29 protein-coding genes, 1 tRNA gene and 1 pseudogene are annotated in these 26,996 nt (G+C 60.6%); 12 read left to right on the forward strand and 19 right to left on the reverse strand.

What is annotated here, in order from left to right:
- Positions 1–142: 142 nt before the first annotated feature.
- The 5 genes from QA639_RS35780 to QA639_RS35800 all read right to left on the reverse strand — a co-directional run bounded on the left by QA639_RS35780 (position 143) and on the right by QA639_RS35800 (position 4,350).
- Complete coding sequence (locus QA639_RS35780) at positions 143–1,417, reverse strand: type II toxin-antitoxin system HipA family toxin (RefSeq protein WP_283088534.1); 1,275 nt, start codon at positions 1,415–1,417, stop codon at positions 143–145.
- Complete coding sequence (locus QA639_RS35785) at positions 1,407–1,742, reverse strand: helix-turn-helix transcriptional regulator (protein WP_283088535.1); 336 nt, start codon at positions 1,740–1,742, stop codon at positions 1,407–1,409. The genes QA639_RS35780 and QA639_RS35785 overlap by 11 nt, the downstream gene beginning before the upstream one ends.
- A 436-nt stretch (positions 1,743–2,178) precedes the next feature.
- Positions 2,179–2,934 (reverse strand): UvrD-helicase domain-containing protein, encoded by a 756-nt coding sequence (locus QA639_RS35790; RefSeq protein ID WP_346283712.1) that lies wholly within the window; start codon positions 2,932–2,934, stop codon positions 2,179–2,181.
- Complete coding sequence (locus QA639_RS35795; RefSeq protein WP_283088537.1) at positions 2,816–3,481, reverse strand: hypothetical protein; 666 nt, start codon at positions 3,479–3,481, stop codon at positions 2,816–2,818. The genes QA639_RS35790 and QA639_RS35795 overlap by 119 nt, the downstream gene beginning before the upstream one ends.
- Positions 3,478–4,350: a DMT family transporter gene (locus QA639_RS35800; protein WP_283088538.1), complete on the reverse strand. Its 873-nt coding sequence runs from the start codon at positions 4,348–4,350 to the stop codon at positions 3,478–3,480. Before QA639_RS35800 ends, QA639_RS35795 begins: the two co-directional genes overlap by 4 nt.
- A gap of 160 nt (positions 4,351–4,510) precedes the next feature.
- On the opposite strand from QA639_RS35800, the gene QA639_RS35805 reads away from it, so the two are divergent.
- On the forward strand, positions 4,511–5,044 hold the full coding sequence (locus tag QA639_RS35805) for an Lrp/AsnC family transcriptional regulator (protein ID WP_283088539.1): 534 nt from the start codon (positions 4,511–4,513) through the stop codon (positions 5,042–5,044).
- Here QA639_RS35805 and QA639_RS35810 read toward each other — a convergent pair.
- Both QA639_RS35810 and QA639_RS35815 read right to left on the reverse strand, forming a co-directional pair.
- The gene (locus tag QA639_RS35810; protein ID WP_283088540.1) at positions 5,041–5,784 is read right to left on the reverse strand and encodes a site-specific integrase; all 744 of its coding nucleotides are present in this window, start codon (positions 5,782–5,784) and stop codon (positions 5,041–5,043) included. The genes QA639_RS35805 and QA639_RS35810 overlap by 4 nt on opposite strands.
- Positions 5,781–6,422, reverse strand: coding sequence for a DUF6538 domain-containing protein (locus tag QA639_RS35815; protein WP_283088541.1), 642 nt, complete (start codon positions 6,420–6,422; stop codon positions 5,781–5,783). Before QA639_RS35815 ends, QA639_RS35810 begins: the two co-directional genes overlap by 4 nt.
- 892 nt (positions 6,423–7,314) lie before the next feature.
- Here QA639_RS35815 and QA639_RS35820 point away from each other — a divergent pair.
- Genes QA639_RS35820 through QA639_RS35830 form a run of 3 tightly spaced genes read left to right on the forward strand, consistent with a single transcriptional unit; the run spans position 7,315 to position 10,171 of the window.
- Entirely contained in the window at positions 7,315–8,004 is a 690-nt protein-coding gene (locus tag QA639_RS35820; protein ID WP_283088542.1) for a response regulator transcription factor, read from the forward strand.
- Positions 8,005–8,032: 28 nt separating this feature from the next.
- Positions 8,033–9,499, forward strand: a complete 1,467-nt coding sequence (locus tag QA639_RS35825; RefSeq protein ID WP_410712109.1) for a type II and III secretion system protein family protein — start codon at positions 8,033–8,035, stop codon at positions 9,497–9,499.
- A 9-nt stretch (positions 9,500–9,508) separates the two neighbouring features.
- Positions 9,509–10,171 (forward strand): CpaD family pilus assembly lipoprotein, encoded by a 663-nt coding sequence (locus tag QA639_RS35830; protein ID WP_283088543.1) that lies wholly within the window; start codon positions 9,509–9,511, stop codon positions 10,169–10,171.
- A gap of 121 nt (positions 10,172–10,292) precedes the next feature.
- Here QA639_RS35830 and QA639_RS35835 read toward each other — a convergent pair whose 3' ends face one another.
- From QA639_RS35835 to QA639_RS35845, 3 genes and pseudogenes are all read right to left on the reverse strand, one after another.
- The gene (locus tag QA639_RS35835; protein ID WP_283088544.1) at positions 10,293–10,673 is read right to left on the reverse strand and encodes an EscU/YscU/HrcU family type III secretion system export apparatus switch protein; all 381 of its coding nucleotides are present in this window, start codon (positions 10,671–10,673) and stop codon (positions 10,293–10,295) included.
- A 723-nt stretch (positions 10,674–11,396) separates the two neighbouring features.
- Positions 11,397–13,647: pseudogene (locus QA639_RS35840) on the reverse strand (hypothetical protein).
- Positions 13,648–13,953: 306 nt separating this feature from the next.
- The gene (locus QA639_RS35845; protein ID WP_283088545.1) at positions 13,954–14,199 is read right to left on the reverse strand and encodes a hypothetical protein; all 246 of its coding nucleotides are present in this window, start codon (positions 14,197–14,199) and stop codon (positions 13,954–13,956) included.
- A 1,403-nt stretch (positions 14,200–15,602) separates the two neighbouring features.
- On the opposite strand from QA639_RS35845, the gene QA639_RS35850 reads away from it, so the two are divergent.
- Both QA639_RS35850 and QA639_RS35855 read left to right on the forward strand, forming a co-directional pair.
- Entirely contained in the window at positions 15,603–15,791 is a 189-nt protein-coding gene (locus QA639_RS35850; protein WP_283088546.1) for a hypothetical protein, read from the forward strand.
- Positions 15,730–17,361 (forward strand): recombinase family protein, encoded by a 1,632-nt coding sequence (locus tag QA639_RS35855; RefSeq protein WP_283090684.1) that lies wholly within the window; start codon positions 15,730–15,732, stop codon positions 17,359–17,361. Before QA639_RS35850 ends, QA639_RS35855 begins: the two co-directional genes overlap by 62 nt.
- On the opposite strand, the gene QA639_RS35860 is transcribed toward QA639_RS35855, so the two are convergent.
- The 4 genes from QA639_RS35860 to mnmA all read right to left on the reverse strand — a co-directional run bounded on the left by QA639_RS35860 (position 17,318) and on the right by mnmA (position 19,793).
- Positions 17,318–17,394: transfer RNA gene (locus tag QA639_RS35860), tRNA-Met, on the reverse strand. The two genes, QA639_RS35855 and QA639_RS35860, sit on opposite strands and share 44 nt — an antisense overlap.
- A 116-nt stretch (positions 17,395–17,510) precedes the next feature.
- Positions 17,511–17,879 carry a hypothetical protein gene (locus tag QA639_RS35865; protein WP_028333442.1) on the reverse strand — a complete coding sequence of 123 codons (369 nt, stop codon included), beginning with the start codon at positions 17,877–17,879 and terminating at the stop codon, positions 17,511–17,513.
- A gap of 53 nt (positions 17,880–17,932) precedes the next feature.
- Positions 17,933–18,571, reverse strand: coding sequence for a class I SAM-dependent methyltransferase (locus tag QA639_RS35870; protein WP_028333443.1), 639 nt, complete (start codon positions 18,569–18,571; stop codon positions 17,933–17,935).
- A gap of 25 nt (positions 18,572–18,596) precedes the next feature.
- The gene (gene mnmA / locus QA639_RS35875; RefSeq protein ID WP_050387599.1) at positions 18,597–19,793 is read right to left on the reverse strand and encodes a tRNA 2-thiouridine(34) synthase MnmA; all 1,197 of its coding nucleotides are present in this window, start codon (positions 19,791–19,793) and stop codon (positions 18,597–18,599) included.
- 360 nt (positions 19,794–20,153) lie between these two features.
- On the opposite strand from mnmA, the gene QA639_RS35880 reads away from it, so the two are divergent.
- From QA639_RS35880 to QA639_RS35890, 3 genes are all read left to right on the forward strand, one after another.
- Positions 20,154–21,758 carry a flagellar hook-length control protein FliK gene (locus QA639_RS35880; protein ID WP_283088547.1) on the forward strand — a complete coding sequence of 535 codons (1,605 nt, stop codon included), beginning with the start codon at positions 20,154–20,156 and terminating at the stop codon, positions 21,756–21,758.
- A 10-nt stretch (positions 21,759–21,768) separates the two neighbouring features.
- A complete protein-coding gene (locus tag QA639_RS35885; RefSeq protein ID WP_016844363.1) occupies positions 21,769–22,482 on the forward strand; it encodes a flagellar hook assembly protein FlgD in 714 nt (237 codons plus the stop codon).
- A 360-nt stretch (positions 22,483–22,842) separates the two neighbouring features.
- Positions 22,843–23,061 carry a hypothetical protein gene (locus tag QA639_RS35890; protein ID WP_050387531.1) on the forward strand — a complete coding sequence of 73 codons (219 nt, stop codon included), beginning with the start codon at positions 22,843–22,845 and terminating at the stop codon, positions 23,059–23,061.
- Positions 23,062–23,171: 110 nt separating this feature from the next.
- On the opposite strand, the gene QA639_RS42095 is transcribed toward QA639_RS35890, so the two are convergent.
- The 4 genes from QA639_RS42095 to QA639_RS35905 all read right to left on the reverse strand — a co-directional run bounded on the left by QA639_RS42095 (position 23,172) and on the right by QA639_RS35905 (position 23,994).
- Positions 23,172–23,369: a DUF1236 domain-containing protein gene (locus QA639_RS42095; protein ID WP_369525399.1), complete on the reverse strand. Its 198-nt coding sequence runs from the start codon at positions 23,367–23,369 to the stop codon at positions 23,172–23,174.
- Positions 23,287–23,481: a 2Fe-2S iron-sulfur cluster-binding protein gene (locus tag QA639_RS42100; protein WP_410712219.1), complete on the reverse strand. Its 195-nt coding sequence runs from the start codon at positions 23,479–23,481 to the stop codon at positions 23,287–23,289. The genes QA639_RS42095 and QA639_RS42100 overlap by 83 nt, the downstream gene beginning before the upstream one ends.
- A 149-nt stretch (positions 23,482–23,630) precedes the next feature.
- On the reverse strand, positions 23,631–23,807 hold the full coding sequence (locus QA639_RS35900; RefSeq protein WP_152977920.1) for a DUF2934 domain-containing protein: 177 nt from the start codon (positions 23,805–23,807) through the stop codon (positions 23,631–23,633).
- Between the two features lies 1 nt (position 23,808).
- Entirely contained in the window at positions 23,809–23,994 is a 186-nt protein-coding gene (locus tag QA639_RS35905) for a DUF3606 domain-containing protein (protein ID WP_028333447.1), read from the reverse strand.
- Between the two features lie 180 nt (positions 23,995–24,174).
- On the opposite strand from QA639_RS35905, the gene QA639_RS35910 reads away from it, so the two are divergent.
- Both QA639_RS35910 and QA639_RS35915 read left to right on the forward strand, forming a co-directional pair.
- Complete coding sequence (locus tag QA639_RS35910; protein ID WP_167350461.1) at positions 24,175–24,333, forward strand: hypothetical protein; 159 nt, start codon at positions 24,175–24,177, stop codon at positions 24,331–24,333.
- Positions 24,334–24,555, forward strand: a complete 222-nt coding sequence (locus QA639_RS35915) for a DUF6894 family protein (protein ID WP_028333448.1) — start codon at positions 24,334–24,336, stop codon at positions 24,553–24,555. It abuts the gene before it with no gap.
- Positions 24,556–24,721: 166 nt separating this feature from the next.
- Here QA639_RS35915 and QA639_RS35920 read toward each other — a convergent pair whose 3' ends face one another.
- Positions 24,722–24,919, reverse strand: coding sequence for a hypothetical protein (locus tag QA639_RS35920; RefSeq protein ID WP_157348128.1), 198 nt, complete (start codon positions 24,917–24,919; stop codon positions 24,722–24,724).
- A gap of 827 nt (positions 24,920–25,746) precedes the next feature.
- Here QA639_RS35920 and QA639_RS35925 point away from each other — a divergent pair.
- Entirely contained in the window at positions 25,747–26,973 is a 1,227-nt protein-coding gene (locus QA639_RS35925; RefSeq protein ID WP_157348127.1) for a cation:proton antiporter, read from the forward strand.
- Positions 26,974–26,996 lie beyond the last annotated feature (23 nt).

Genomic DNA, 26,996 nt, shown 5'->3' on the forward strand with positions numbered 1-26,996 from the left:
CAGATCTCGTCGACAAGAACTTACGCAATCGAGGTCAGCCTGCCTGAACGCCGTTGCTGGCGTCTAGCGGGATGTCGGAGCGAACTCGCTCGAGGGCAAGCAGCGCTTTTTATCAACGCTGACGATCTATCCGACAGCGCCTTTAACCGACGAGGCGCGTGATAGCCTCGGGCGCGTCGATGAACGCATAGGGATTGAAGAACTGGCGGCGCCACAGGAAATTCCGGTCGACCTCGCTGAGCGCGGCCTCGTCGCACACCTGCGCCCAGCGTTCCTTGATGGTCTTGATTTGCGCGGTCGCGATAAGGATCGCTTCCCCCTCATTGAGCAGGAACAAGGGCGCGGCTTTCAGGCAGAGCGCGATTTGGCTCGCACGCTCCTGCCCCATGATCAACATGGCCTGCGATGCCTCCCCGCCCGTCCGATTCTGGGGACAGATGTCATAGGCAGGCGTGAGCGTAAGTGCCGCACCGTTCCAGAACGCGGCATGGTTTCGCGCGTGGTCGTCAGTGTTGCCGGACAGGATGTTGAACACGAGCCTGCCAAAGAGTTCCTTCAAGGTCTCTTTGGGTGACGTGAAGCGGTGTCGAATGACGGTCGCAAGCTGCTCGTAGCTCGCGTAGCGGGCCATCATTTCGTCGAGCTCAAGCAGCGTGAGCGCCGAGACCATGGACTTGCGGCGCCAGCCTTCCTGGACTTTTTCGCGGTCGAAGCGCTCGATGAGCAGCACATCCTTCCCGGCGGCGCGTTTGAGGCCCACGGGCGCGACGGTGAGACCGATGATGGATGCAAGGCGCATGGCGACGAATTCGGCTTTCACCACGCCGAAAAGGTCGTTCTGCGACGAGAACTTCGCCACGAATTTCTTGTTGCCGGACGTGATCATGGCTTTTGGCCGTGCGCCGCCGATGGAGCTTCCGAGAAGAAGCGCCCGGTCGAGTTCCGCTGTCAGCGGCACTCCTTTTTCAACCAGCGTTGCAGCGTCCAGGAGTTCATCAAGCGACACTTCGGCGCTTTCGCGGGGTACATAGTCCGACGCAGATGCTTGAAAATCGAGCGCGCCGATACGGTCCGATCCGGACTCCATAAGATAGGTCAGCTCGTCGAGGCTGCCGGGATCGACATCTTTTCCGCCTGAACCGAATTTGCGATTGATGATGATGCGTCGGCCCCACGCGTCGGGTGCCGCGTCGCGAATGCAGTTGGGCATGTTGAGCCCGTTAAGGAGCGGAAGGACGCCGCTTTTGAGCGGCAATTCCGGCTCATAAAGCGGGATCGCATTGTTCCGGCGGAGATAGCTCTGCCCGTAATTGTAGACGAGTTGCTTGCCGCTCGCGGACAAAAGACCCGCGACGACAGGTTGCGTGCTGTCCGGCAACCAAACCCATACATAGGCATGTCTTTGCTCAGAAGTCATCATCGGGCTCGGTTCGGTGGCTGCGGATCGCTTTGGGAAGTAAGGCCATCACTTCGCGGCTGGATTCGACATCGCGCGACATCGTCACCTGGCCGGCATCGAACAGGCGCACGCCGACAATTGCCGCAGCCTCGAATACGGCACCAATGGCGCAGCCGGTGTCGCCCGCCTCGATGCGTTGCATGAGGCCACGCGAGACCCCTGCCCGTTCCGCCAGGGCACCGACCGTCATGTGGCGGTCAATGCGCCCGCGGCGAATGAGCTGACCGAGCCGGATCGCGGCATCGGCGGCATAGGGTGAAACAGGACGGTTGGTCTTGGGCACGCTTGATCCATAAATGGGGCATAAGAGGCCTCATGGTCTATCTATAGACCATCACGGAACTAATGTCAAGATAATGATTTATAAACAGATCATTTAAGCCTTCGTGATCTATTTATAGATCGCTTAGAAGGGGAACCAGCGCGCCTCACCGGCACGCATCAGGTGTAAAAGGCCAGCTGATCGAGGGTAAGCAGGGCCTGAAGGGCTCGCACCATCGTGTAGGTTTCAGGTGCTGCCGCGCCGTGGCCGACGGCATGGCGCGAACTCGCATTGCCGGTCCGAGCCGCTGGATCATTCTGCGGATACGCCGTGCAATTGGAGGCAGGACAGCTTCAAAGGATCGGCAATGTTTCGCGCCATGATCCCGGCTGGGCGGGGCTGGTCCTGTTCGGGTGGGGATTCGGTCATCGCGGCATTCTAACACGAGCACCATGGGTCATTCTTGAGCCTGTGGTTCAAAGACAGAGATTCCCGGCACGGCAACATCACCGTCGTGGATAAAAGCGACACTCAGATAGGCGCGGGTAATGCCGACATAGACCTCGTCTGCCGATCCGGCAACGTGCTCCACCTTACCTGTGCGGAGCCACTTGGTGATCCCTCCATACGGAATGATCAGAACACGCTCAAAACCGAGACCTTTGACCATGCCAAAGTTCTCGGCCGGGAGATCGGTGCCAAACCGCCGGTCGAGCCGCAGCACTTGCGGCTGATACTGCCTCCGGTATTTCTCGATGTGGATCGTCCGCACCACGAAGACGCCGTCGTGCACGGTCTGACGCTCGTTCTTCGATTGAGCTTTGGGGAGATCGGGAAAAATGAGGTCGGCCACGTCACAGATCGGTTGGATGCAACGGCGGCTTTGCGCCATGTAAGTCACTTCACAGAGACCCGCCTTCTGCCAGGCTCCGGCCTTCAGAACGAAGCCGCGTCCGCAAAACTTCTTGTTCTTTGTCGCGTAGCTGGTGCGGTAGGTCGACTGGCGAATATCGCCGACGAGAGACATGGCAATGGTAGAGCGGAGCAGCAGCTCCAGGACATCGATGTCAAATCCAGCAAGGTCCTGCACCTCATCAACCAAGATGTAGGCAAACATATCGTTCAACCTGCGAATGACTTTCCCATCTCCGATCGCCTCGGCGATTTTGCCTTGCTGTGCAATGAGGCGAGCGAACGTCCGCCTTCTGGACATAGGTACGCGTGGCGCCCTTGGCGAAGTGAACGCCTGCGACCCGCTCTTGATGAACGCAGCCTTGATAAGGGCGCACCATCTCGTGAAGGACGAAGGTGTACCACGGATAGATCGTGATCTCCGGCGGCACGCATCCGTTTAGCTTAATCAGCTTGTGCCGGATCTCTTCCACGTTCTTGAGCGTAAACGTGGTAAACGCAACGAGAAAGAAGCCCCAATGCGGCAGCGGCAAAAACTGAAGCAGGAGACCTGCAACTGCATAGGCCGCCGCTCCCACCAATAGGGCTGCCATACAGCCTTGTCGGGCCAGTGACGCATACCCAAGGCTGAAGCAGGCCTGCGCAGCGGTGCCGACCAGCGAGCCACTTGTAGCGGTCGCAGCAAAATCCGCACCGTATTGGACAGCAAGAAAGGCTGCGACTGGACCCGACGTCAACGGCAAACCGACTAACCAGCCACCTATTGCATCTCCCCATCGACGTCCTGCCAAAGAGGCTGAGAGGATGAGTAGTGGCGGTAAAATCAGCTTGAAGAATATCAGGCTCATTCGTGCGGCACTGCTTCGTCAGCCTTGCCGCGAGCGGCTACAGCAAAAGCAAGGCCGGTGAGGATCAGCACTACTCCTGCGCCGAAAAGCAGACCAAGCCTGTCCCCAAACATCGCAGCGGCGGCGGCAATGCCAAAGACGGGCTGAAGATATTGAACGCTTGCCGCAACAGGGGCAGAAACGGTTTTCAAGATGTAGAGCCACAAGAAGAGACCTATGACGCTGACGGCGGTGCCCAAGTACACGGCGGCACCCAACGCTCCAGCCGTGACGTGAACAGAAGTTTGCGACATCTCCCACGCGCACCATGGCAGCAGCGCCAAAAAGCCGAAGAGGGTGCTCCACGCTGCTACAGCAATGGTGTCATATTTTCTCGTAAGCTCGACACTCCAAACATAGTAAAACGCAATCGCGAACGCCGACACCAGCATCCAAAGGGCGCCCGCCACGCCAGAAGAGAGCACACTGCCAGCTCCCTGCTCGCGTCCAAGCGCGACCAAACCAATGCCGAGAAACGCCGCTAACAGTCCAAGCTGTTGGCGCCCTGTTACCCGCTGCCCGAGACGAAGCGCTGCGAAAACCACCACGAAGATAGGAATTGTGGCCGATATGATCGTACCAACGGAGGCCGTCGTTCCTTTGATGCCAAAGGCCTGAGAGACTTGACCTACTCCAATCCCCAAAACACCAAGGGCGGCAGCGTGAGGAAGAGCGTTGAGGCCCAGCGCTGGCTTACCGACCGAGCAAAGGAACAGGAGAACCACTGCGACAGCAAAACGCATCGCAGTCAGGGTCAGCGGTGGCACTGATTGGAGGCCGTACTTCGTGACCGGGATTGAAAGGCCCCAAAGCACCGCAGGCACCAGCATGTAAGCGATGTCGCGCGCAGACGGGCTTCGCGTGGAAAGCGGTCCCTGCGTTTCGAGCTGGAGAGCTTGTGTGTTCATGCGGAGTATGTAGCGCGAACCTGCAAGATCATGATTTCTTTTTTGACGTGAAAATCTAGGTTTTTGGCCCTATAACTGACGTATGAAGAAATCTAAACGCACAAAGCGGCGGCTTGGCTTTCGAAATGAAAAGCCCAGCGAAGGCTCTAGCTTCGCGCTGGACGCGATTGACAGGCGCATTCTCCGCTCGTTGCAAGTGGATGGGCTGATTGCGAACCAGGTGTTAGCCGATCAAGTCGGCTTGTCTCCTCCGGCGTGCCTGAAGCGTGTCCGCCGGTTGAGGAGTGCCGGTGTAGTCAAGCGTACGGTATCCCTGCTGTCCGCCGAAGCTATGGGTTACCCATTGCTTACTGTTGTGCGCCTGAAGCTCGATGGACCTACTGAGGCAATGATGCACAGCTTCGAAGCGCGCATGATGGCTTCGCCCCGCGTAATGCAGTGCATGCTAATTGCGGGTGATACGGACTACATCTTGTTGGTTCGCAGTAGAGATGTCGCTCACTACCAAGAGTTTGCGCGTCGCATGTTGAAAGTCGCTCCCGGCGTTCGCGCTTACACGAGTGAAATCGTCCTCTCAGAAACCAAATCTACGACTGAGCTCCCGGTTGAGGACTAAACGCGTGGACTATTTCTTGATGTCGCGCGTGCGCTTAACAGGCCCTGACGTACGAATGTGCGACAGGTCCAGACCGGGATACGAGATGTCATCGACTGCTCGCTTGAGGGTTTGGCACCCCAACGCCGCAACATCTCCTTGGCGCCATAGGTTCGGCCAACCGACTTGCCGCTGCTTCGTCCTGTTAAAGCATCGCGCAGCTCCTCGTCAGGTGTGGTGCGCCGGAGTGCGTCCTGAAAGCCATGGCGGAAGCTATGGTACACTTTGTTACGGTCGTTGATGCCGACGTGGTTACGCAAATACCGGCCCCACCACTTCGACCAAGCACTAAGAGCGCCCTTCTGATCAGGAGCTACTGTAGGGAACAGCCAAGCGCGCTCACCCTCTTTGCGCCGTGTAGCGACGTAATTAAGAAAACCCAGTTTTGTAAGCAGGGGGTGTACGGGTACGACGCGCTCCGATGTCTTCGTTTTGAGCCGCCGTCCTGCCTTGGTGTCCCGCGTGAACCACATGAGCGGAACGCCTGTCTCCTCGTCCTCGCGGACGTCACACGCACGAAGACCCGCGTACTCAGCTTGGCGCGCGCCAGTGAAGAGTGCGAGCAACGGCAACCATATCCCTGCCTCGCCCTTCGCGCCGATGGGGAGATGGTGCTCGGCGAACAGAGGCGCGTTGAAGATGGTTTGCAGGTCGCGGGCATCGAACGGCTCACGCTCGGACTGCTCCTCCTCCAGCCTCATCTCGCTGAACGGATCAGACCACGGCACACCGCCATGCCGAGCTTTCGGTACGACTGGCTCTTACGATCAACATTGAGTTGGAAATCACCCAGTAGCTCGTCCAGCTCTTCTCGGATGACACTGGTGTCACCGCGAGCCAATGCACGAGGGACGATGGCCAGCTCGTACTCAAGTGTGCCAGCGCGCTTCAGAACTTCGCGGTCCGACAAGCCAGCCTCTGGCATCACGCCAACGGCAAATGGGGTTTGATACTCGATGCCCGCCGCTCGGAGCTGCTCCGCAACGCTTTGAAACAACGGCTCGGAGCCAGTGCCCTCGCGGCGCTCCTCCTCGTCACTCGCCAACCTTGCTGCGTAGAATGCTTCGGCCATGCGCTTTATCTGCGCATCGGTTAGAGATGGAATGACGGTGCGTTCCTTCAGCAGCGCCTCAGCATCCGCAAGCGTCCTGTCGAAGTCTGCTAGGACGTGCGTTGCGGCCACGTTCGCCGCCTTGAGGTTTTTGGTCCCTAGCGACTTCTTGAGGAAGACTTGGCGATCCCGGCCTGAATTGAGGACACGCGCAACTGCTTCTTGGAGGCGTTCGGGCACCTTCCGTTGAGCGTAGTACGTCCCGTGTCTGTCCTTGATCAGTCCCACCAACGCGCGCATCAAAGCTACGACCTAGTGCTACCACCGGAGCGCAGTCAAAGCTATGATTTGCGTGATGTTTTTGAAATCTCAGCGCTTCTAGAGCCGCTGGCGCTCCCTAGGGGAATCGCCCCCCTGTTTCAGCCTTGAGAGGGCCAAGTCGATCCGCTCGAGAAGATCAGGGCCTACAAGATGGGAGGCAAGTTCGACCTTCTGCATTTCTCGCACCGCGCCGGTCATCGCATCGGGCGATGGACACGCGTGCGCGGCGGCACTTGCCGAGGTGCTGCTGCTCAGATCGGCCAGAACCGCATCCATCAGGGATGCCACGGCCTGGTCGCTCGGCTACGGAACATCTACCGGCTGCGTGAGGCCCGGCAAGTCGGCGACGCACATGCCCATTATGCTCTGTAGCCATTCAATCCCGACGCCGTGCAATAGCAGTCGGTGTTCAGAACATCGATCGATCTGGTCCAGACCACAGAATCGCCTTGTTATCGATCCGCCATGTAAATGCATTTCATCCAAACAATCGATTTCACCAACTCATGTGTTTCTCGCAATCATAACTCACAATGTCGACAACAACTTCCAAAATTGTCGTGGCGATGGACGAGGTGCCGCCAAGCTTGTCGCTACATTTGATTGATCGCGATCTGTGCTCCTGCAGCCAATCCAGATTGGACGCCATTTATGCTGCATGCGAGCCACAGGCCGCCGGGAATAGGACTCGAGCTAGCAATGGGCCGGATCAGGTGTTCGATTGGCCAGTACGGCTCTGCTTAGTCCATTCCGGCTGCCAACATTTACGCGCAAGCGGGGAACGCTCAATTTCGCTCGCGGGTCAAGTTCCAGGGTGATTTTCTCAGCGTTCTTGGCACGACTTGAGAAGAGGTGATGAATGCGAACGCTACTGGTTGATCATGAAACGGACCCAGTGCGCATTGTACACGACGCGCTCTCGGATTGCGGTTTTGCCGTTGACGTAGCGTACACTCTCGATGAGGCAGCCGCCGCTTTTGGTTGCGCCAGCTATGACATTCTCCTGCTCGAGTTGGTTCTCCCGGACGGAAACGGATTGGATTGGCTGAAACAGTTGAGACGCGACGGACATTCGATGCCTGCCCTGATAATGAGCAGCTGTAACGAGCTCGGCAGGCGTATCGCGATCTTCAATGGCGGCGCGGACGACTTCCTGCCCAAGCCCGTGTCTACCGATGAACTCATCGCGCGCATGCGCGCCACATTGCGCCGAGCAACGCAAATGACGGCGCCCGTCGTTGCTTTCGGCAATCTAAGATTCGATCCGATCGGTCGGCAGGCCTACGTTAATGGTCGGCCGCTGAGGATCGCGCGCCGCGAGGTGTGCATTCTTGAACATCTGCTCAGCCGCGCAGGGCGCACCGTAGCGCGCTCTTCGTTGGAGGACAGCCTCTATGCATTTGACAACGAAGTCTCAACCAATGCGCTTGAAGTCGGAATCTATCGTTTACGCGGTCATTTGAGTCAGGCCGGCGCGACATTGCAAATTACGACCGCGCGCGGGATCGGCTACGTCCTGGAATTGAAATGTGCGGCGTCGGCCGCGTAGTCACTTGCACTTGAGAGAAGCGACCATCTTGAAACTCGTTCTTGATAAGCATGCTGGCGTCAATCGAGGACCGATCGCCACCAACGCCCTTTCGTCCGGCTTGCTTGCTTGTCTTTCGCAGCTCCTGTGCGTGATCGTTCTGCTATCCCCGCCTGCTGCCGTAGCTCAGATCAAACGAGATGATGGAGGGGGACCCCCGCGTGCGGCTCCTGAGGGCATCAGCGGTACGCTGAACATTTCCTCCTCGCTCGGTAAGACAATTCATCTGCCCGCGCCAGCTGCGAGCATCTTTGTCGCTGATCCCACGATCGCGGACTATCAGGCGCCGTCGAACAAGACCATCTTCGTTTTTGGCAAGAAATCCGGACGAACCAGCCTGTTCGCGCTGAACGACAACGGGGAAGCGCTCGCCGAACTGCGTGTTGTCGTTTCCCAGCCGATCGAGGACCTGCGTGCCACGCTGAAAGCCCAGGTCGGCGACTATCCGATCCAGGTCAGCTACACCCCGCGCGGCGCCATCCTGAGCGGTACAGCGCCCAATGCGGAGATCGTCGATAGCGCGGTCAAAGTCACCGAGCAGTTTCTCGGTACGGGCGCCCTCGTCGTCAACAAGATCCAGGTGGCCGGGTCATTGCAGGTTAATCTGAGCGTGCGTGTGGCGGAGGTCTCCCGCAGCGCCATGAAGGAGCTCGGCGTCAACCTCTCCGCTTCCGGTCAAGCTGGCCCTTTCACGCTCGGCTTGATCAGTGGCAGTGGGGGTGGTACCGGCGCGGCCCAGGGCGGCGGTACGGCAAAGATCGGTTTCAACGCCGGCGGTGTCAACGTCAGCGCTGTACTCGATGCACTGGCCCATGAGCGCCTTGCCTCAGTTCTCGCTGAACCGAACCTCACCGCAATGTCCGGCGAATCCGCCAGCTTCCTGGCCGGCGGCGAATTTCCTATCCCGGTGTTGCAGGACAATCGCCAGGTCTCCGTCGAGTTCCGCCACTTCGGCGTAAGCCTGGAGTTTGTGCCGACCGTTCTCAGTAACAATCAAATCAATATCCGCGTAAAGCCTGAAGTCAGCGAGCTATCGGCGCAAGGCGCTGTTACCATCAACGGCATCTCCGTGCCGGCGCTTTCCACCCGGCGTGCCAACACGGTCGTCGAGCTCGCCAGCGGCCAAAGCTTTGCAATCGGCGGGCTAATCCGCCGTAACTTCAATACGGATATCACGACTTTCCCTTGGCTGGGTGACGTGCCGATTCTTGGTGCGCTGTTTCGTTCATCCTCTTTTCAAAAGGAGGAGACGGAACTCGTAATTATCGTCACGCCTTACGTTGTGCGACCAAGATCGAACACGCGGCAGATGAGTGCCCCTACCGACCGCATCGCACCGCCCTCAGACCTGGCGCGCAGTCTGACGAACACGATGGCAACTCGCCCGACTGACCACGGCGCTCCCTCGACCAGCGTACCAAGCGCGACACGGCGTACCGGCCACATCATCGAATGAGGATCGACAATGACACCGCGAATTGTGGGCCCCCTGATCGCTCTGACGGCCAGTCTAGGTGGCTGTACAAGCACGGGCCCAACCTATCTCGAGCCGGCCGCGCAGGCGGTCCTGGTTCAAAAGGAGAGGAACGTTTTACTGCTACAGAGCCTTCGAGGGTCCGAACGGCGGCGCCTGTGGGATTTCATCGCACGTACCAGTCGCGGTCGGCGCGACGCGCTCCACCTCGACATCGCCGCCTCACCCCGGCTCGGAGCGCAGATAGCCCATGAGGCCCGCGCAATGGGCGTCGACGCTTACAACATCCGCCTGTACGGCCCATCCATCGACCGGCGCGATGGCTTTGCCGCTCGAATCGAGGCGACGACGTATGAGGCACACCCTCCGGTCTGTCCTTCGATGTCAATCGTCGGCCCATCAGTGAACGACAATTCTTTCGACCCGACGCTTGGCTGCTCGATCCGCAATAACCTTGCGATCATGGTCAACGATCCGCACGACTTGCTTGACAATCAGGTCGTCATGCCAAGTGATGGGAATCGGGCGGCCATTCCGGTTGCCACATACAAAATCTTCGCGACAGGCAATAACAGCAACTTGGGCACACCTAGCAACAAGGCGTCGGCAGATCCCACGTCAGCCGGCACCCAGGCCGTGCAACCCTCTCGATAGCGCCAACATCCGTTACCCACAGTGCGAGGTCCCCACAAGGCGAACTAGACTAGGCCTGTGGCAAGAAGTGTTCTTGCTGCAGATTAAAACGCCGAGCGCGTCTTTGATTTTCATCTCACTCTCAGTAATGCGCATGCCGCGCAAAAATGAGCAGCACCGGACGGGGATGTCGATCAATCGGCCGATGAGAAGCACCACTGGCAATCCCGATCATCGGTTTTACTTCAATGAAGCGGAAATCGAAGCAGGCCATTCCGCAAATCGGCGGATGAGCCTGCGCCTTCACGCGCCGGCCGACAACGAGCAGAAAGATCGCGCCGAGGCAGAGGACCTTGACCAAGGTCTTGCCGACCTCGACGATCGAGCGCGAAAAAGCGATACGCTTCAAGCCTTTGATGCGATCAATGTTCTGCAATTTCAGTGTCATCGGCTCAGAGGAGAACACCAGTCCACCATTGGCCAGCACCGTCATCAGAATTGTGCAGGCGGGCCGACCGACCATCGCTATCTTCGTGGTATGCAGAAGCGTGGCGACAGTCGCCCAAATCCAACCGCCGCTCTGGCTGCGCGCTAGCGCATTTTCTAGTGATGGTTTGCGGCCGAACCGCTCGCATAGTATTCGAGCCGATCTCGATGCGACCGTCGCTTAGGAGGCACTGGCGGGCGGTGCGTCTGGATGATGGCGGCGGAATCCTTGCTAGCGCGCTTTTAGCCGCGTGCCAGGAACCTGCCGCGGATACAGGCCGCGATCGCCCAGAGCGCGGCCATGGCGGTGACGGTCTGGGTCGCCAGGCCGGGCTCTCGTTGACGATGCTCGTAGAACCGTCGTCTGACGCCAGCGTCGACCCCCTTATTGGCATCCTCGTGAACGAGGCTCCGATAAGATCATCAACTGGCCCGAGCCAAGGTCAAATCGAAGAACAATGCGCCGCACGACCAACTGGAGCGCGATGGCACTATCGACAACCAGCCGTACGCACGTCCAGCACGTCGATTGTTGGGGCCAAAACAGTCTTTCTTCTTCACGGCAGGGTAAAGTTGCGCTGCGAGCTGATGGCCCATCGTGCGAATAGGAACGGAGTCGTCGGCAGGGCGGAAGGCCGAAGACTGCTGTATCTCGTTGGAAGCCGGTGCTGAACGCCTGTAACCGGAGCACGAAACGCCGGCTCGGATTTCGAACGTCTGATTGATGATAACAACCGCCACTCTACGTGAGAAGCCCCAGCTACGTTAAGTGTCGGGCTGCTTGGTCAACGGGATGCTCCGCCTCAGCAAGGGGATAGCGTGGGTCGCCACTGAGGACTGTGGTCGACAAAGACTTACAGAACGCAGGAGTGAGCTTGCCGCGGTGAATCACGACATTCTCGTGACCCGCCGCTGCGCGGGCGTTCTGCCACTGCCGATTGTAACCTCGCTGTACATTGGACTTGACGTGGCAGGCGGCGAACTCTGCGTCATCCAACACAGCCAACTGCCGCGCACGTACCGGCCGCTTCGTATGGATGTGCCCCCACATAGGACTCGGCATTGCACCATTGCAGAACGCGCCGGTTTGCAGCTTGATCTCGAACAGCGCCCCTGATTCACCCTTTAAGGGGCGCGGTAGATCGGCGACCGCCAATTCCTCGACTGCCCGCAAGTGTTCAAGGTACATCTGTGAGGGAAGGGCGTAGGTCTTCATGCAATCAAGCCGAATCGTGGCCTTTCGCTCAATTAAAGACTTGGCCAGCCCCTGTGCCTCCGAACACATCACCTTGAGCCGGGCTATTTTGTCGTGCACGTCTCGCACTTGAGCAGGCCACGCCGACGAGGTGCCTCCAATGCGCCCACACAGGCCTGCATCTCGGTAGCTTGGATCTGCAGGCGCGCGACCACGGTATCCACGACGTGGTCGGCATCCTCGGGTTTCATCTGGCGTACTTGCGCGGCGGTCCTTTGCTGGCCAGGCAGATCGAATTGCAAAGTTCGTCCAATCGCTTGAGGAGCCGCGTTAGTCCCTCCATCGACGGCGGAGCTTGCCAGATCGCCAAGCGCGCCGTCGCCGACGATGAGGCTGCCGCATGCGCCTCCGCTGCGCTCACGAGCTTCTTCGTACCAAGATCCGAAAGCACGAGAACCTTGGCTGCCGGAGCCGTAGCGACGTGCGGCTGCGGTCGCTCGGCTACCAAATTCCCGGCGCTAGCGACCGGCGTGCGTTTGCCTTTCCCCTTCCTGCGCACTGTAGCGGCTTCAGCCGCAGCCTCGTCGCAGGTGTCGGTCGGCGTCGCAGTCCTAGCGTCGGCCGGCGGTGCGATGATGACCGCCGTATTCGGCTGCAGTTCAAGAAAGCGCATGACTTCGTGCGCGGTGACCCATGCGCCTTCCACGATCTGGCTCAACAATTCCAATGGGGGGGAGGCACCTGTTCCACCGTCGCTTAGCTTGGCACCGATGTCGTGTAACGCCGACGCAAATTCCGAAAGCCGCTCCATCACTCCTTCCTGGACGGCGCAGTGCTCTGCATCGAGTGCGCGTCCTTTGCCGTTTAGAACGGCGTCGGCCGCCGAGTTGAATGCTGGAAAAACATCCGCTATGAAGGTTCAAAGCAGCCGCACGCGACCGTCGTCGGCCATGAGAATTTCTCTCATGGCTGGTTTGAGCGTATTCGCCTGCGGCTCAATCTTGACCTGCGCGAGAGCGATCTGTGATTGCAGATGCAAGCACTTCATATACAGCGTCGAGCCGGTGTGCAGCCGCAGTGCAGCTTCCTCAGTCTGCCGCATCTCTGGTGTTGTACTTGGTAGGTTCGAAGTAGCGGCGCAGACAAATTGCATTCGTTCCGAACGCAATGCCTTCTTTCCCCACCACCTCATGCAGGCCTCATAGCGGTCCGTCACACTGGAAGCCGCTCGGTTCAGCTGATCGGAACTAACGTTGGATTGGCGCATCCGGTCGAGCACCGTAGCCGCACTCTTCCTGCTCTGCTCCAAGGCGTAGATGACCGGGGTAGCCAATGTGTTGCATTGCTCTGCCGCATGGAGTGCTTCGTCGCGGATTCGGCGAGCCCGATCGTCGGAGAGAACGCGATGCGCCACATGTGGGGACAGGCTTGCACGGTAGTTCAGCACTTTTGAGCCTGCCTCGACGAGCTGGTCGATCAGCTCTTGCGCCTCCGACGAGTTCGGCAACACTTGCGTGGCCGCATTCCGGCAAGTGTCAAGCTCCTCAAGTAGGCCGTCCATTTGTCGTTTTGCTGCCTCGATCTCGTCGCCTGTCGTGGCAATGGCGACTGCCATATCCAAAGTTGTCGGCTGGCGAACGAACGGCACGGTTCCATCGTGACGCCGAGCGCGTATCCGCTCCACGACGGAATCGAATGATTGGCTGTCCTGCTCCGCCGCAAGACCAGATCTCGAGCGCGAACTGCTCGATCCCCCCGTGCTGTCGGCTCTAGCAATCCCAACCTGCGATTTGCCAAGCCGGCCAGTGCCAGTCATTTCCATCTCCGTACAGGCGAGAGCGCGAAGCGTTTCGATATAGGCTGCCTGGCTGACAACTAGCTGACGAAAAGTCTTCTACGGATGCACAAATAACTACATCTGGAGCGAAACGCCGCATGGATGCATGGTCCCCGCAGACTTCTGACCATCAGTGATAGCGCAGCGGTGGGTGCGAGGCGCAAAGACTCACCAGACCTTGGCATGGCGATCGGCTGGTCAGACCGCGAGTTACCCAGCAGTTGCTACCTTCCGTCACTCAGATCGGGTGATAGCGATGAGCGTCAAGGAACATCGTTCGTCAACTCAGTGCGGCAGCGCTTCGCCCCGGCCTATGAACTCCAACATCGTCTCAGCCTCATTGATCTCAAGTAAGGCACGCTGCAATATGCGGATCGTAGATTCCTGCGTCGGGGTGACGCCCGCTCTTTCGTAAGCGAGTTTCAAATGATGCATCACCTCTTCCTGAGTGGGGGCGGCCCGATTCCGCAGCGCGCTCGTTGTCAATGATGCGAGCATGTGCTCGACTACGCTTCTTTCTGTCTGAACCAACGCTGATTGCCTCCCCATCGTTGGCTCAACCTTTGAGACCAGTTACGGCGAAAATGTGTGCGCGCGCTTCAAGGAGTTGGCGCCAGTGGGTGCGCGTTGCGAGTCGACAATAACAATGCGGTTGATCTCGCTGAGTACAGGGATCAGTGGGCGAAGAGACCCTGTGCCTGAACCAACTAGCCACCGTCAGGTCAAGGCATCAGTCCCGCCGGTGGATGGCAATTACGTCGCCCTCATGGAAGACTTGCTCGCCCTTTACGGCGAGACGTCCGATCTCAAGGGCCCGTGATGTGCTTCGACGAAACCCGGTGCAACTATCGGCGAACCGATCTCGGCCGAGTCTTGCGGGGACAGGGCCTCGATCGCAGGATCGACAAGCCCAAACCGGGCTGCGCCACGAAATCGCCGCCTGGGAAGCCAGAGCGAATGCAGCAAGCTCCCGCATCCAATGCATGTTCATCACAGACAAGGCCTGCACCAGTTTGGGCCTCGCCAATCTCCACACCTCCAGAGAGTCATAATCACTGTGCAGAGCTACTAGTCGATATCAGCCTGAAGTCAATCTTGGCGTGCAGGCCGTTCGAGTGGACACAGCATCGTGCTGTGTGCGGATGAGAAGTCCACTTTTAGTGTGGATCGCGGTCCCCCTGATACGGCCCCACTGGCCCGAAGAGCCATGACTACAGAAGGGCACGGCACCACTACACCGTTCGCCGCGCTTGACACCGCCACCGGGCGGCTCATCGGCAAGTATTACGGACGGCACCGAGCCGCTAAGTTTCCCATCCCAGGACGAAATCTAGGCCGCCGTGCCGCGCGAACTCGACATCCATCTCGTCATGAACAACTACGGCACGCACAAAACCCCTCTGATTCGGCTATGGCTGGCGAAAGGGCCGCGTTGGTACGTGCGCCTACCCCGACCGATCAACGGGTTCATCGCGCATTAAGGCTACATAGAGTCGTGAGCCCGGCGAAGAATATCCCGTCAGGCTCAAGGAGACCCGGCCACTCGGCCGGTGCGCGCGTGCAACGGCTACGGTTTCAACAAATGACCACGGACCGCACAAGAAACAACCCGGCCAAAATGCAACGAATGCGATCGGACCCAAAGGACAAGGCAGCAAAATCAACGGATCTACTCGTTACCCGTTGCTCATGACGGTGTGGTTGCGGGGATTGCTGAGCCTTATCTGCGAGAGCAATAACGCCTGCTCAGATCTCTACGCTCCCGAGAATCTATCGATTTTTCTTTCGATCACATCCAATTCTGCGATCGATGCCTAAGAAGCCTACCCTTCTTGAACCGCTTGCAGCATCCTGGCGTTATGAAGCGTGCGAAAGCGAAGGAAGCTCTGCATCATGCACCACGGTGTGTAAACTCACCTGGAATAGATCCTGCCTTGGTCAAATTCGTTGAAGCCCTTGCAATCGCCGATGCGAGGCGCGATCATCTCTTCGAGAATGAGCGGCTGATGAAAACTAATATTGACGCCGCCAGCGAGAAACGCATCAGCGGTGGTGTTCAAGATGAAGTCCGCGGCAATTTATGCTCGGTTCTCGACCGAGCTTCAAAGCGAAAAATCGACTGAAGATCAGATTGCTCTGTGTAGGGCCTATGCGGCCCGTAATCAGTTCGACGTCGTTGCAACCTTCGAGGATAAAGCTCGCTCTGGAGCCTCTGTATTCGGTCGCGATGGCTTGATGCAGCTTATGGATGCCGCGCGCCAACAACGTTTCTCCGTCGTCATTGTGGAGGCGTTGGATCGGCTTTCTCGTGACATGGAAGACCTGGCCGGCATCCACAAAAGGCTATCTTTCCAAGGTATCCAAATCCAAGCCGTTCATGATGGCACCGCAGACTCCATCTTGATTGGAATTCGCGGCCTCGTTGGACAGATGCAGCGCGAAGACGGAGCGAAGAAGGTCCGTCGCGGTATGGCCGGTGTGATACGCGACGGTCGACACGCCGGGGGACGCGCCTACGGATATCGGCCCATTCCTGGCAAAGCCGGCGAACTCGAAATCGTCGAAGACGAAGCTGCGATCGTCCGGCGAATTTTTACGGCCTATGCCGGGGGACGAACACCGCGTGACATCGCACACGATCTCAACCGAGAAAACGTTCGTCCGCCGCGCGGCCGGCTATGGAACGCGTCGACGATCAATGGGAACGCCGAACGTGGTGCTGGGCTCATCTTCAACGAACTCTATGCCGGGCGGATCGTTTGGAACAAAGTCCGGATGGTCAAGGATCCTGACACCGGCAAGCGGCTGTCTCGCCCGAACCCTCGCGATGAGTGGCAGAGCATCGAGGCGCCTCAGCTTCGGATCGTCGATCAGACCGTTTGGGAGCAGGCTCACGCTCTGAAAACCGAGAAGAGCCACTTGGCCAGCCACGTGAAGCGGCGGGCACCGCACCTCCTTTCCGGTCTCCTTCGCTGCGGTTGTTGCGGATCGGGGATGTCGGTCCATGACCGTGACAAGACTGGAAAGACCAGGATTCGCTGTTCGGCGGTTCGCGAGAGCGGGAGTTGTTCGAATCGAAGGATCATCTACCTGCGCGACATCGAAAGACTTGTCCTCAGCGGCATGGCGGAAGAACTGAAAGACCCGCAGCTAATCGAGACTTATGTCCGCAACTACAACAGTGAACGGGAGCGGCTTGCCCGGGACGCAGTCGCGGTGCGGGCGCGACTGAAAGCAAAACGTGATCGGATCGAAGGGGAGCGCCAGCGCAACATTGATCTCGTGATTAAGTACTTAATTTCCGAGGAGGACGCCAAGCAACGGATCGGGGACCTGAAGGAAGAGCGATTGCGCGTCGAGGCCGAACTAGCCGCACTCGAAGAAGCTCCAGTCCCCGTCGCGCTCCATCCAGCGACTCTGGACCGCTACATAATCACGGTGAACGCACTTGCGGAGACGATGGCCGGCCACACCGAGGCGAAGGACGACCGAGGTTCCCTGGTCGACGACTTTCGGGCGCTTGTGCACAGTGTCACGGTCCACCCGAAGGGACCACAGGAAGGGTTCGAGGTCGAGGTGAAAGGTAAGCTCGCCGCACTAATCGGCGGGGACGCCTTTCCGCAGGCTCACCGCGATAGTGGGTCATACATGGTAGCGGGGGAGGGACTCGAACCCCCGACCCCAGGATTATGATTCCCGTGCTCTAACCAGCTGAGCTACCCCGCCATGGGCTCGCCATCGGCGGCTGGTGAGCCGCGGGTGCGAACGCGCGGCATATAAAGAGTGGCATGCGCGCCTGTCAAGCAAACCCGGACGGGGCAGCAACTTATTGCAGGCAGAGGCTATTTCGGCCTCACCGATGGGTCGCCGCCGGGGCTGCCGGGCGGTGGAATCACCGGCGTGTTGCCGCCTTGCGGGGTCGGCGCACGCATTTCGGGATCGACCCCGGCCGGCGGGCACAACACCCCGTCGGATTTGGCGAGCTTGTCGCCCAGCGGCTGGCTGCTCTGCCCGGTGGTGGTTCCCTCGGGAGCCGGCGCGCCGGGATGCGACGGCTGCTGCTGCGGCGCGCAATTCGCGGCGGCGCGCTGCGGCGCCGGCGGCGCGGTCTGTGCCGGCGGCGTGGCGGGCGTCGGCGGCGCCTGCGCCGCGGCAACAGCGGGTGCCAGCATCAGCACACAGGATAAAGCGAGTGTTCGGTTGATCCTCATGACGGGAAAACCGTGACGACGCGCCGATGTTCCCTCGCAAAATCGCCGCAACCTCACGATTTGCGGAAGCGGATCAGCGAGAAATGCCCCATCGGCGGCATCGGCCGGCGCTCCGCAAGGCTGACCCCGCCATGCTTCGCCGCCCAATTGGTCAGCCGCTCCCACGGAAACTCCGGACGCCAGCCGAGCCGCCGCGCCAGCGGCGCGAAGGCGAGCTCGAAGACGCGGCGCGGGCCGCTCTCGGCGCCGATGTGATTGACCAGGATCAGCTCGCCGCCGGGCTTCAGCACGCGGATGAAATCGTCGAGCGTCGCCTCGGGATCCGGCACCGCGGTGATGACATATTGCGCGACCACCGCGTCGAAGAACGCATCCGGAAACGCGAGATTCTTGGCGTCCATCACCGCCAGCGCCTCGACATTGCTGAGGCCCTGCGTGCGCACGCGCTTGAGCGCCCGCCGCAGCATCGGTTCGGAAATATCGACGCCGCATAGTTTTGTGGTGCGCTTGTATTCCGACAGCGACAGCCCGGTGCCGACGCCGACGTCAAGCACGCGGCCGCCGATCCGGTCGGCTTCCGCGATCGTCGACTGACGGCCTTGGTCGAACACCTTGCCGAACACCAGATCGTAGATCGGTGCCCAGCGGCCATACGCCTTTTCGACCCCTTCGCGGTCGATGTCCCCAGCCATTCCCCTGCCCCGACGTTTCTTCTGTCTATCCGCGAACCGCTTCCGCAAGCGGCGCCAACGCGTCCCGCGTCGCGGCCCGTGTTGCGCGGCTTGCGCTTGCACTTCTGATGAAGCCGCCGCCGAGCACACGCGCCTGCCCGGAGGGCGCGTCGTAGAACACGCAGGCCTGGCCGGGCGACACGCCCTCCTCGCCGGCGACGAGCTCGACCTCATAGCCGCCATCGACGGCGCGCAACCACGCCGGCTGCGGCGCGCGCGTCGAACGCACGCGGACATAGATCTCGATGCCCTCGCCGATCACGCGATCCAGCGCGCCGTCGCCGATCCAGTTGACGTCGCGCAGCGCGATGCGATCCATCCGCAGCGCCTCGCGCGGCCCGACCACGACACGGCGCGTCGCCGCATCGAGCTTGACCACATAGAGCGGGCTGCCGGAGGCAATGCCGAGCCCCTTGCGCTGGCCGACGGTGAAATGAACGATGCCCTGGTGCTGGCCGATCACATGACCGTCGAGATCGACGATGTCGCCCGGCGCGATCGCATTCGGCTTCAGCCGTCCGATGATGTCGGTGTAGCGGCCGGTCGGCACGAAGCAGATGTCCTGGCTGTCCTGCTTGTCGGCGACCTCGAGATCGAAGCGCCGCGCCAGCTCGCGGGTCTGCGGCTTGGTCATGTCGCCGAGCGGGAAGCGCAGGAAGTCGAGCTGCTCGCGCGTGGTCGCGAACAGGAAATAGCTCTGGTCGCGATCGGCATCCGCGGCACAGACCAGCGAGCGCGATCCGTCGGCAAGCCGCCGCGAGGCGACATAGTGGCCGGTAGCGAGCGCCTGCGCGCCGAGCTCGCGCGCGGTCGCGAGCAGGTCGCGAAACTTGACCGAACGGTTGCACTCGATGCACGGCACCGGCGTCTCGCCGAGCGCGTAGCTGTCGGCGAAATTGTCGATCACCGATTGCTTGAAGCGGCTTTCGTAGTCGAGCACGTAATGCGGGATGCCGATCCGCTCGGCGACATTGCGCGCATCGTGGATGTCGCGGCCGGCGCAGCAGGCGCCCTTGCGATGGGTCGCGGCGCCGTGGTCGTAGAGCTGCAGCGTGATCCCGACCACGTCGTAACCCTGCGACTTCAACAGCGCAGCCGTCACCGACGAGTCGACGCCGCCGGACATGGCAACGACGATCCGTGTGTCTTCAGGGCGGCCTTCGAGATCCAGACTGTTGAGCATCTTTAAGCGGTCATTGGTCACTGTCGCGGCGAGCATATGCGCTCCGCGACGATATTGGAAAAAGCCTTTTGTCCAGAGAGCCTTAGAACACATCCAAGGCCGGTTCGGTCGGTTCGGACGGGTTGGAGGCCACCTTTTAATATAGGCCGTATTCCGGTGAGGCAATCCGCCGGAAGCCGTGCCGTGCCGCGCGTGGACGGCAAATCTTGCCGCCGGGCAAAAAGGAGACCTGCCGGGAACCCGCTTCAGCCGGCTAGGACAGCCCGTAACCTTCTGAAATAACTCATTATTTATTGCCATCCCCGGTTGGCCCACTCCTTGCTGACAAAACGCTGGAAGTCTCATTTGCGAGGGTTGGCAGTGGTCAGCGTCACGTCGGAAGCATTGGCAGGCCGGTCTTTTCAGGGCGCGACGCAGCGGTCGTCGCGGCCCGATCCCGCTTCGCAGACGGGGAACGACGGCTTTGCCACGCTGGTCGACAGCAACACTGCGTCCACAAACGACGGCAGCCGCTACGACTCCCAGCCAGCGCCCTCGCGGCGGTCCGACGATCCGCCCTCGACGACCGACGCACGCCCCCGCGACACCAGCACGGGCCCCGACCGGACGTCGCGGGATTCCGCCAGTTCGCGCAACGACAACAAGGTCGAGAGCGACGCGCCGTCCAAGACCAAGTCGAAATCGAAATCGGACGACTCGAAATCGAGCTCCGATGCGAAATCGACCAGTGACAAGCCGGACGCGACGCAGGCCGCTGCGCAGCAGGATCCGGGTGCGGCAACCGTGAATGCCGTGATTGCTCCTGTTGCCGCGACACCGGCGACTGCCCCGACCCCGGCGGCCACCGCGCCGTCGGACCAGCCGGCCGCACCGCTCGCGATCGCCGCAGCGGCCATCGCGGCAAGCTCGGCCAATGCCGGCACCGGCGCTGCTGGCGGCAGCGGCGCGCCTGCCGGCGCCGGCGCCGGCGCCGACACCGCAGCGGCGGCGGCCACCACAGCGAACGCCGACAAGGTCGCCAAGGCCGCCGGCGTCAAAACCGACGCGCAGATCATCACCACCAGCGATGCGGCAACGGCTTCGGGCGCAGCGACAGCGACTGGCGATGCGACATTCGCCGCCACAGTTGCCGCCGGAACGCCCGCCACCAAGACGACGACACAGGCCAAGGCACAGGTCACCGCGAAGGACGCGACGGCGACGATGCCGGCCGACCAGGACGGCGCCGCCGCGGGCAGCGTCAACACCGCGCAGGCTGCTCCGACCAACATCGTTCCCGCCGCCGCGCAGCCGGCCGCAGTTGCCGGCAAGGCGAAGGCCGCCGCCGACGGTGCCGCCGATGCCATCAAGGCCGATGCGGGCGGCGACGGCAATGCCGTGCCGACGCCGGCAGTCGGCGGCCACGCCGCCGCGCAGACCCAGCTCACAACCCCCGATCCCAGCGCGCAGGCGGCGAACGCACTGCAGCCGCAACCCGCGACCACCCAGACGACGCTGTCTGCGACCGCACAATTGACCGTGACCAACGCCGCGCAGAGCGCCGCCGTGCCGCTCAGCGGGCTCGCGATGCAGATCGCCGCCTCCGCCAAGAGCGGCAAGAGTCGCTTCGAGATCCGGCTCGACCCCGCCGAGCTCGGCCGCATCGATGTCCGCATCGATGTCGATCGCAACGGCCAGGTCACCTCGCATCTCACCGTCGAACGCCCGGAAACGCTGTCGATGCTGCGCCAGGACGCCAACCAGCTGCAACGCGCGCTCGACAATGCCGGCCTCTCGACCGGCAATGGCGGACTGCAGTTCAGCCTGCGCGACCAGTCGCAGTCGGGCCAGAACAACAATGGCCAGTCCAATCCGAACGCCCATCGTTTGATCGTTACTGAGGAGGACAGCGTTCCCGCCGCAGCGACGGGCCGCTCCTACGGCCGTGCAACCGGCGCCCTCGGCGGCGTCGATATCAGAGTGTAAGGAGTTCACCATGGCAGTCGATGCAACCATGCCGACGCCCGTCGTCTCGGCACCGGGGACCAGCAACGGAACGAACTCTGGAAGCAGCAGCGGCAGCGGCCTGACGACCTCCTCGCAGGGCATTGCCGACAATTTCCAGACCTTCCTGACGCTGCTGACCACGCAATTGCAGAACCAGAACCCGCTCGACCCGCTCGACACCAACCAGTTCACCCAGCAGCTGGTGCAGTTCGCGGGCGTCGAGCAGCAGCTGAAATCCAACGATCAGCTGAAGTCGCTGATCGAGATCGAGAAGAGCGCGCAGTCGACCCAGGCGCTGGTCTATGTCGGCAACACGGTCGCGGTCGACGGCAGCAAGACGCAGTTCGACAAATCCGCGACCTGGAATCTGGTGTCCCCGCAAGCCACCAGCGCCACCATCACGATCACGAGCGCGACCGGACAGACCGCCTATTCCGGCAATTTCAGCTTGAAGCAGGGCAACGCCAGCTTCGTCTGGGACGGCAAGGGCAATGACGGCACGCAATGGCCGGCCGGCACCTACACGCTGACCGCCACCGGCAAGGATTCCAAGGGCAACCCGATCGCTATCTCGACCGAGGTGCAGGGCGTCGTCGACTCCGTTGACCTGACCGCCTCCCCGCCGCTGCTCTCGATCGGCGGGCAGACCTACACCACCGACAAGATCAAGCGCGTGGTGCGCGGGGCGACTGGCTCGAGCTAAGCACATTGCCACGATCCGTAGCTGCGCGTTGAGCGGGCGACCCGCTCACCACACTGTATCGTCGTCCTGGCGAAAGCCAGGACCCATAACCACCGCATTTGATGATGAACGGGATCGTGGCCCCAGCGTCGCGCAACAATTGAGAGTTGGGGTAATGGGTCCTGGCTTTCGCCAGGACGACGCTGAGTGTGTGGCGCGGTTCTTGCGGGCCACACGATCGCATTCTCGCGACATGATTTGCCCGAGCTTTTGCTTCTCGTTTCGCCCTCCCTTGAAGAGGGCGCAGGGAAAGCCGGGTGCCGGTCGCGACGGTTCCATGCTATAGCCACGTCACTTGGCTGCTTGCTGTGGGGCTCGACAATGCCGATCAATCGCTTGCTGAAGACGGGCGAATACACGCCGGAGCAAATCGAGCTCTTCAACAGGGCGTTCAGCCTGGCGCTGCATTCGATGGGTCTGGTTGATCGGAACGATCCGCTTTGCGAGATCGTGGCCCGCAAGGTCATCGAGATCGGCAAGACCGGGGACCTCGACGCGAAGGGCATCGCGGAAGCCGCTGTCGCCAGCATCGGTCTCTGACGGCCGACGCGGTCGATGGCCGCTGACGGAACGGCGCTTGCCCCGCGGATCAGACGTTCCGGCTGAGCGCGGGCCGCCGCCGTTGCTGGCGGCCCGTCATCAGAGCGGCCTCACTCGACTTCCTGCACGACCGTACGGGTGTCGGGATCGACCAGCATCACGCGCTGGCCGGTATAGACATAGCGATATCTGGTGAGCGACGGGCCCCAATCGGCAGGCACCGCTTCAAGCTCGACCTCGCGCGGCACAGGCGAGCCGACGACGATCCTCTCCCGCGTCTCGACGGGACGGATCTTGTGTTCGGTCACATAGCTGTGGATTCGCGTGCGGTACTGCGGCTCGATCTGCACGGTGGCGGCATGTCCGGCACCGGTCGTGCCGACAATCGTGCTCTGGGCGAAAGCGCCCGTCGACGCCAATACGGCGGCAACAGAAATCAGAACCAGCTTTTTCATAACGTCCTCCTCACCGCTCCATGCGGCGTTTCGAGAACCGCGACAGAATGGCAATGTTCCTAACGGAGGATCCCGATCAATCGCGCCGCCGGCGCGCTCCTCGCGCCAAGGCGTTCATCCGGGAATGGTCGTCTTGTTCGGCTGGTCCAGTGTTGGCGCGTCCGGACTTTCGCTCTCCGCATTCAGCTCGACCTCGGCCGCGTGCCGGAATTCCTTGTCCCTGCCGTCGGGCTTTCCGGCCTTCTCCCAGAGCTGCCGCGCGTAGTCCCTGATCTGCTGTTCGGTGGCCATGTCATTCCTCTGGAATTCCGAGCTCCTTGCGAACCGTCACGGCCGAGTCACCGACCTTCTCGACGGCTTTACGCAGCTGTTCGCGCGACACACCGAGGGCATGTGTCCAGCATCTCACCTGAAGCAGATCGTGCATGTTGATCTTCGAACGATCGAACTGCTCTTTCCTGGTCAGGCGCTTGGTCACTGAACTTCTCGCGTCAGCGCTCGGCCTGAGCCTCGGCCGTTGCTGGCGATCCAATCTTCAGGACAGCCATTTGTTCCTTTCTTGGATGGATCGGTCGTCACCCCTCGGAGGAACATTATCCGCGAGCGATACTTCAGTCGTGAGAGGCAGAGCGGGCGGCAGCACGAACAAGGGCGAGCCATGACAGGCATTGCAGACAGGATCGGCGGACGGGTCAAGCAGCTCATCGCCGAGATCATCAACGATGGCAGACTTGCCGAGGAAGGCACGCAGCAGATCAAGAAGGCCGAGAACGCGCCGCCTGCGAAGCCGTTCGGCAATTTGGACAAGCTGACCTAGATGCCCAGATACTTCTTCCATCTCGCGGGCGACATCCCCGCACACGACGTCGTCGGTCACGACTGTGCCGACGACAAGGACGCCCAGGATCACGGCAGCTTCATCGCTCACCGGATCGGGACCGAAAAGCCGGAGATGGTTCGCGACGGCAATTTCATTTCGGTTCGCGATGCGGGCGATAGCGAGCTCTTCCGCATCCCGCTGGCTTCGACGAGCGTCTGACAGGGAGCGGTCTTTCCCGGCTCGGCTCGCTTCCCGCAAACCGACGCTACCGGCCGATGTCCGGCATTCCTTCGCCGGCCCGCCGCATGGTGCTCTCGAGGACGCGGTCAGGACAGGCCACGCCCGCCGTTCAATAGGAACAAACGACGACGCGCGCGGTTCGGAGCTACACCAGGGTTTGAAACACCAATTTGCACACATGAAACGCCGCAATCGCTTCAAGCAAACCACGACGCTCGCATACCGCCTGATTCAGCTGGAGGAAGCGGCCCGCGCGAGGGCTTCGCACCTGCCTCCCGGCACCGAGCGGGAACGACTTCTCAAGAAGGCCCGTGAGGCCGAGCGCGCCGTTCAGATCGAACAATGGCTCGCCACTCCCGGAGCAGAGCCGCCGCCATAGCGCTTCGATTCACATAAGTTGCTTCGATTCACATAAGCTAATGCGCATTGCCGACCCGTGCGTCATTCGAAAACGCATTGGTGTCACGGCCACGCGAGGCGCTCGACAGCGTCGAGAGCAGTGAGCCAGACTTGGCAAGAACACACCGAGTGGCTGGCCCCGGCCTGTCCGACGCCAGCCGCGCAACCGATGCGGCCGGCGCCATGTTCGCGCCGCGTCAAGAGAGGCGGACGTGGTCGGCCTCGAACGTGATCTGAAAATTACTCCGGTCGCTCCGATGCGACGCCCAACACGGCTGCCTCCCGCGCACCCGCGCCGTGCGATAACTCACCCTGCCTTGCAGCCGCGCCAGCAGCCTGCCCAGCTCTTGCAAAGGACGCCTTGCCTGAGCGACACTCCCAATTCCTGATATTGCGAGCTCGATACTCCCGCACGCGATGAGTTCATCGAATGAAAACAGCTCCGAGCGATCGACGACGAATCCATCATTCCCCGATCTTCTGGGTCGGCATAGCCTTGTGCCTGGCAGCGATCGCAATCTACCTCTGGTCCGACGACCTCTCCTGGCGGCCGGCGCCGAACCCGCGGTCATGAACCGGCTGGCGGGAGTTCGACCAGCTCTTCGAGGTGGCTCTAAAGCATATTGCCGCTGTCAGCCTTGACCAAGATCCCTGTAACCCAAATCCCCGTGGCTCAAATCGCTGCCGTAGCCGGGAAAACACGCTTTCTCGTCGAATTCATTTGAAATACAATTTAGGTTTGACGGCCAAAGCCGCGTGAAAGAGGATCATTTGGAATTTTTTTCACAACTGCCGATACTTACTTCCTTTGCGCTGACGTTGATGCTGACGCTGGTTCTTCCCAGCCTCATGGAGCGCATTCGGCTGCCTCGTCCGGTCGGATACATCCTCGCGGGCATTATCCTGGGCCCGAACATGCTTTCTATCCTCAATCCCGACGGAAAGATCGTCGGCTTCTTCGCTGAGCTCGGCAAGCTGTTGCTGATGTTCTTCGCCGGCTTTGAGGTCAACATCGCGCAGTTCAACAAGGCGCGTCATAAGGCGGCTACATTCGGCCTTCTCACTTTCGCCTGCCCCTTTGCATTGGCAGTAACCCTTGCGGCGCTGCTGGGGTACTCGCCTAATGCAAGCGCGGTCATCGGCGCCATACTGGCCTCCCATACCCTGCTCGGACTGCCCATCGTCAAGCAAGAAGGCCTCCTGGGACAGGAAGCGACCGTCGTGGCAGTGGGCGCCACGCTATTCACCGATATGCTTTCCATTCTTGTCCTCGCGTTATGCGTTCCGATTCACGTCAGAGGCTTTGATCCCATGGGAATGCTGATCCTCCTGGGATGGTTGGCCGTTTATGTGCCGGGGGTCGTCGTCGGATTGAGCTGGTTCGTTGAGCGCCTTCTGGCGGCCTTTGGGACAACCAGGGTCTCCAGCGCGCTGATCATGCTTCTTGTAATGGCGATTTCCGCCCAGATGGCGGAATGGATCGGCATGGAAGGAATCATCGGCGCCTTTCTTGCGGGCGTTGCCCTGAAGCGGGCGTTCGGAGAGATCAAGGGCGACGATTCCCTGGAAATTATGAGTCAGGCCCTGTTCATTCCCGTGTTTTTCATTACGGCCGGTTTCCTTGTCGATTTCAAAGTGTTCTTTGCGACATTGCGCGATCAGCCGTTGCTTGTGGTCGGCGTGCTTGCGGCGCTATTTGTCGGCAAATGGCTTGCAGCCGAAACTACAGGATGGTTGTTCGGCTACCGCCGCGCGGAACGCAACTTGATGTTCGGTCTTACCGTGCCGCAGGTTGCGGCCACGCTCGCGGTCGCTCTGGTCGCCTATTCCACAAAAAATGCTGCGGGTCAGCGATTGATCGATCATCCCATGTTGAATGCTACGGTTGTTCTGGTGATCGTTTCGTCGATCGTCGGATTGATGCTCACAGCGCACGCCGCACGACAGCTAGATCACATGGACAGCAGGTCCAACCAGGCGAGCCCTGGTCGAAGCTAGTCGAGAGATTGTAAGGCGGCCGA

Source organism: Bradyrhizobium pachyrhizi, from assembly GCF_029714545.1.
In the GTDB taxonomy this organism is placed as follows: domain Bacteria; phylum Pseudomonadota; class Alphaproteobacteria; order Rhizobiales; family Xanthobacteraceae; genus Bradyrhizobium; species Bradyrhizobium pachyrhizi.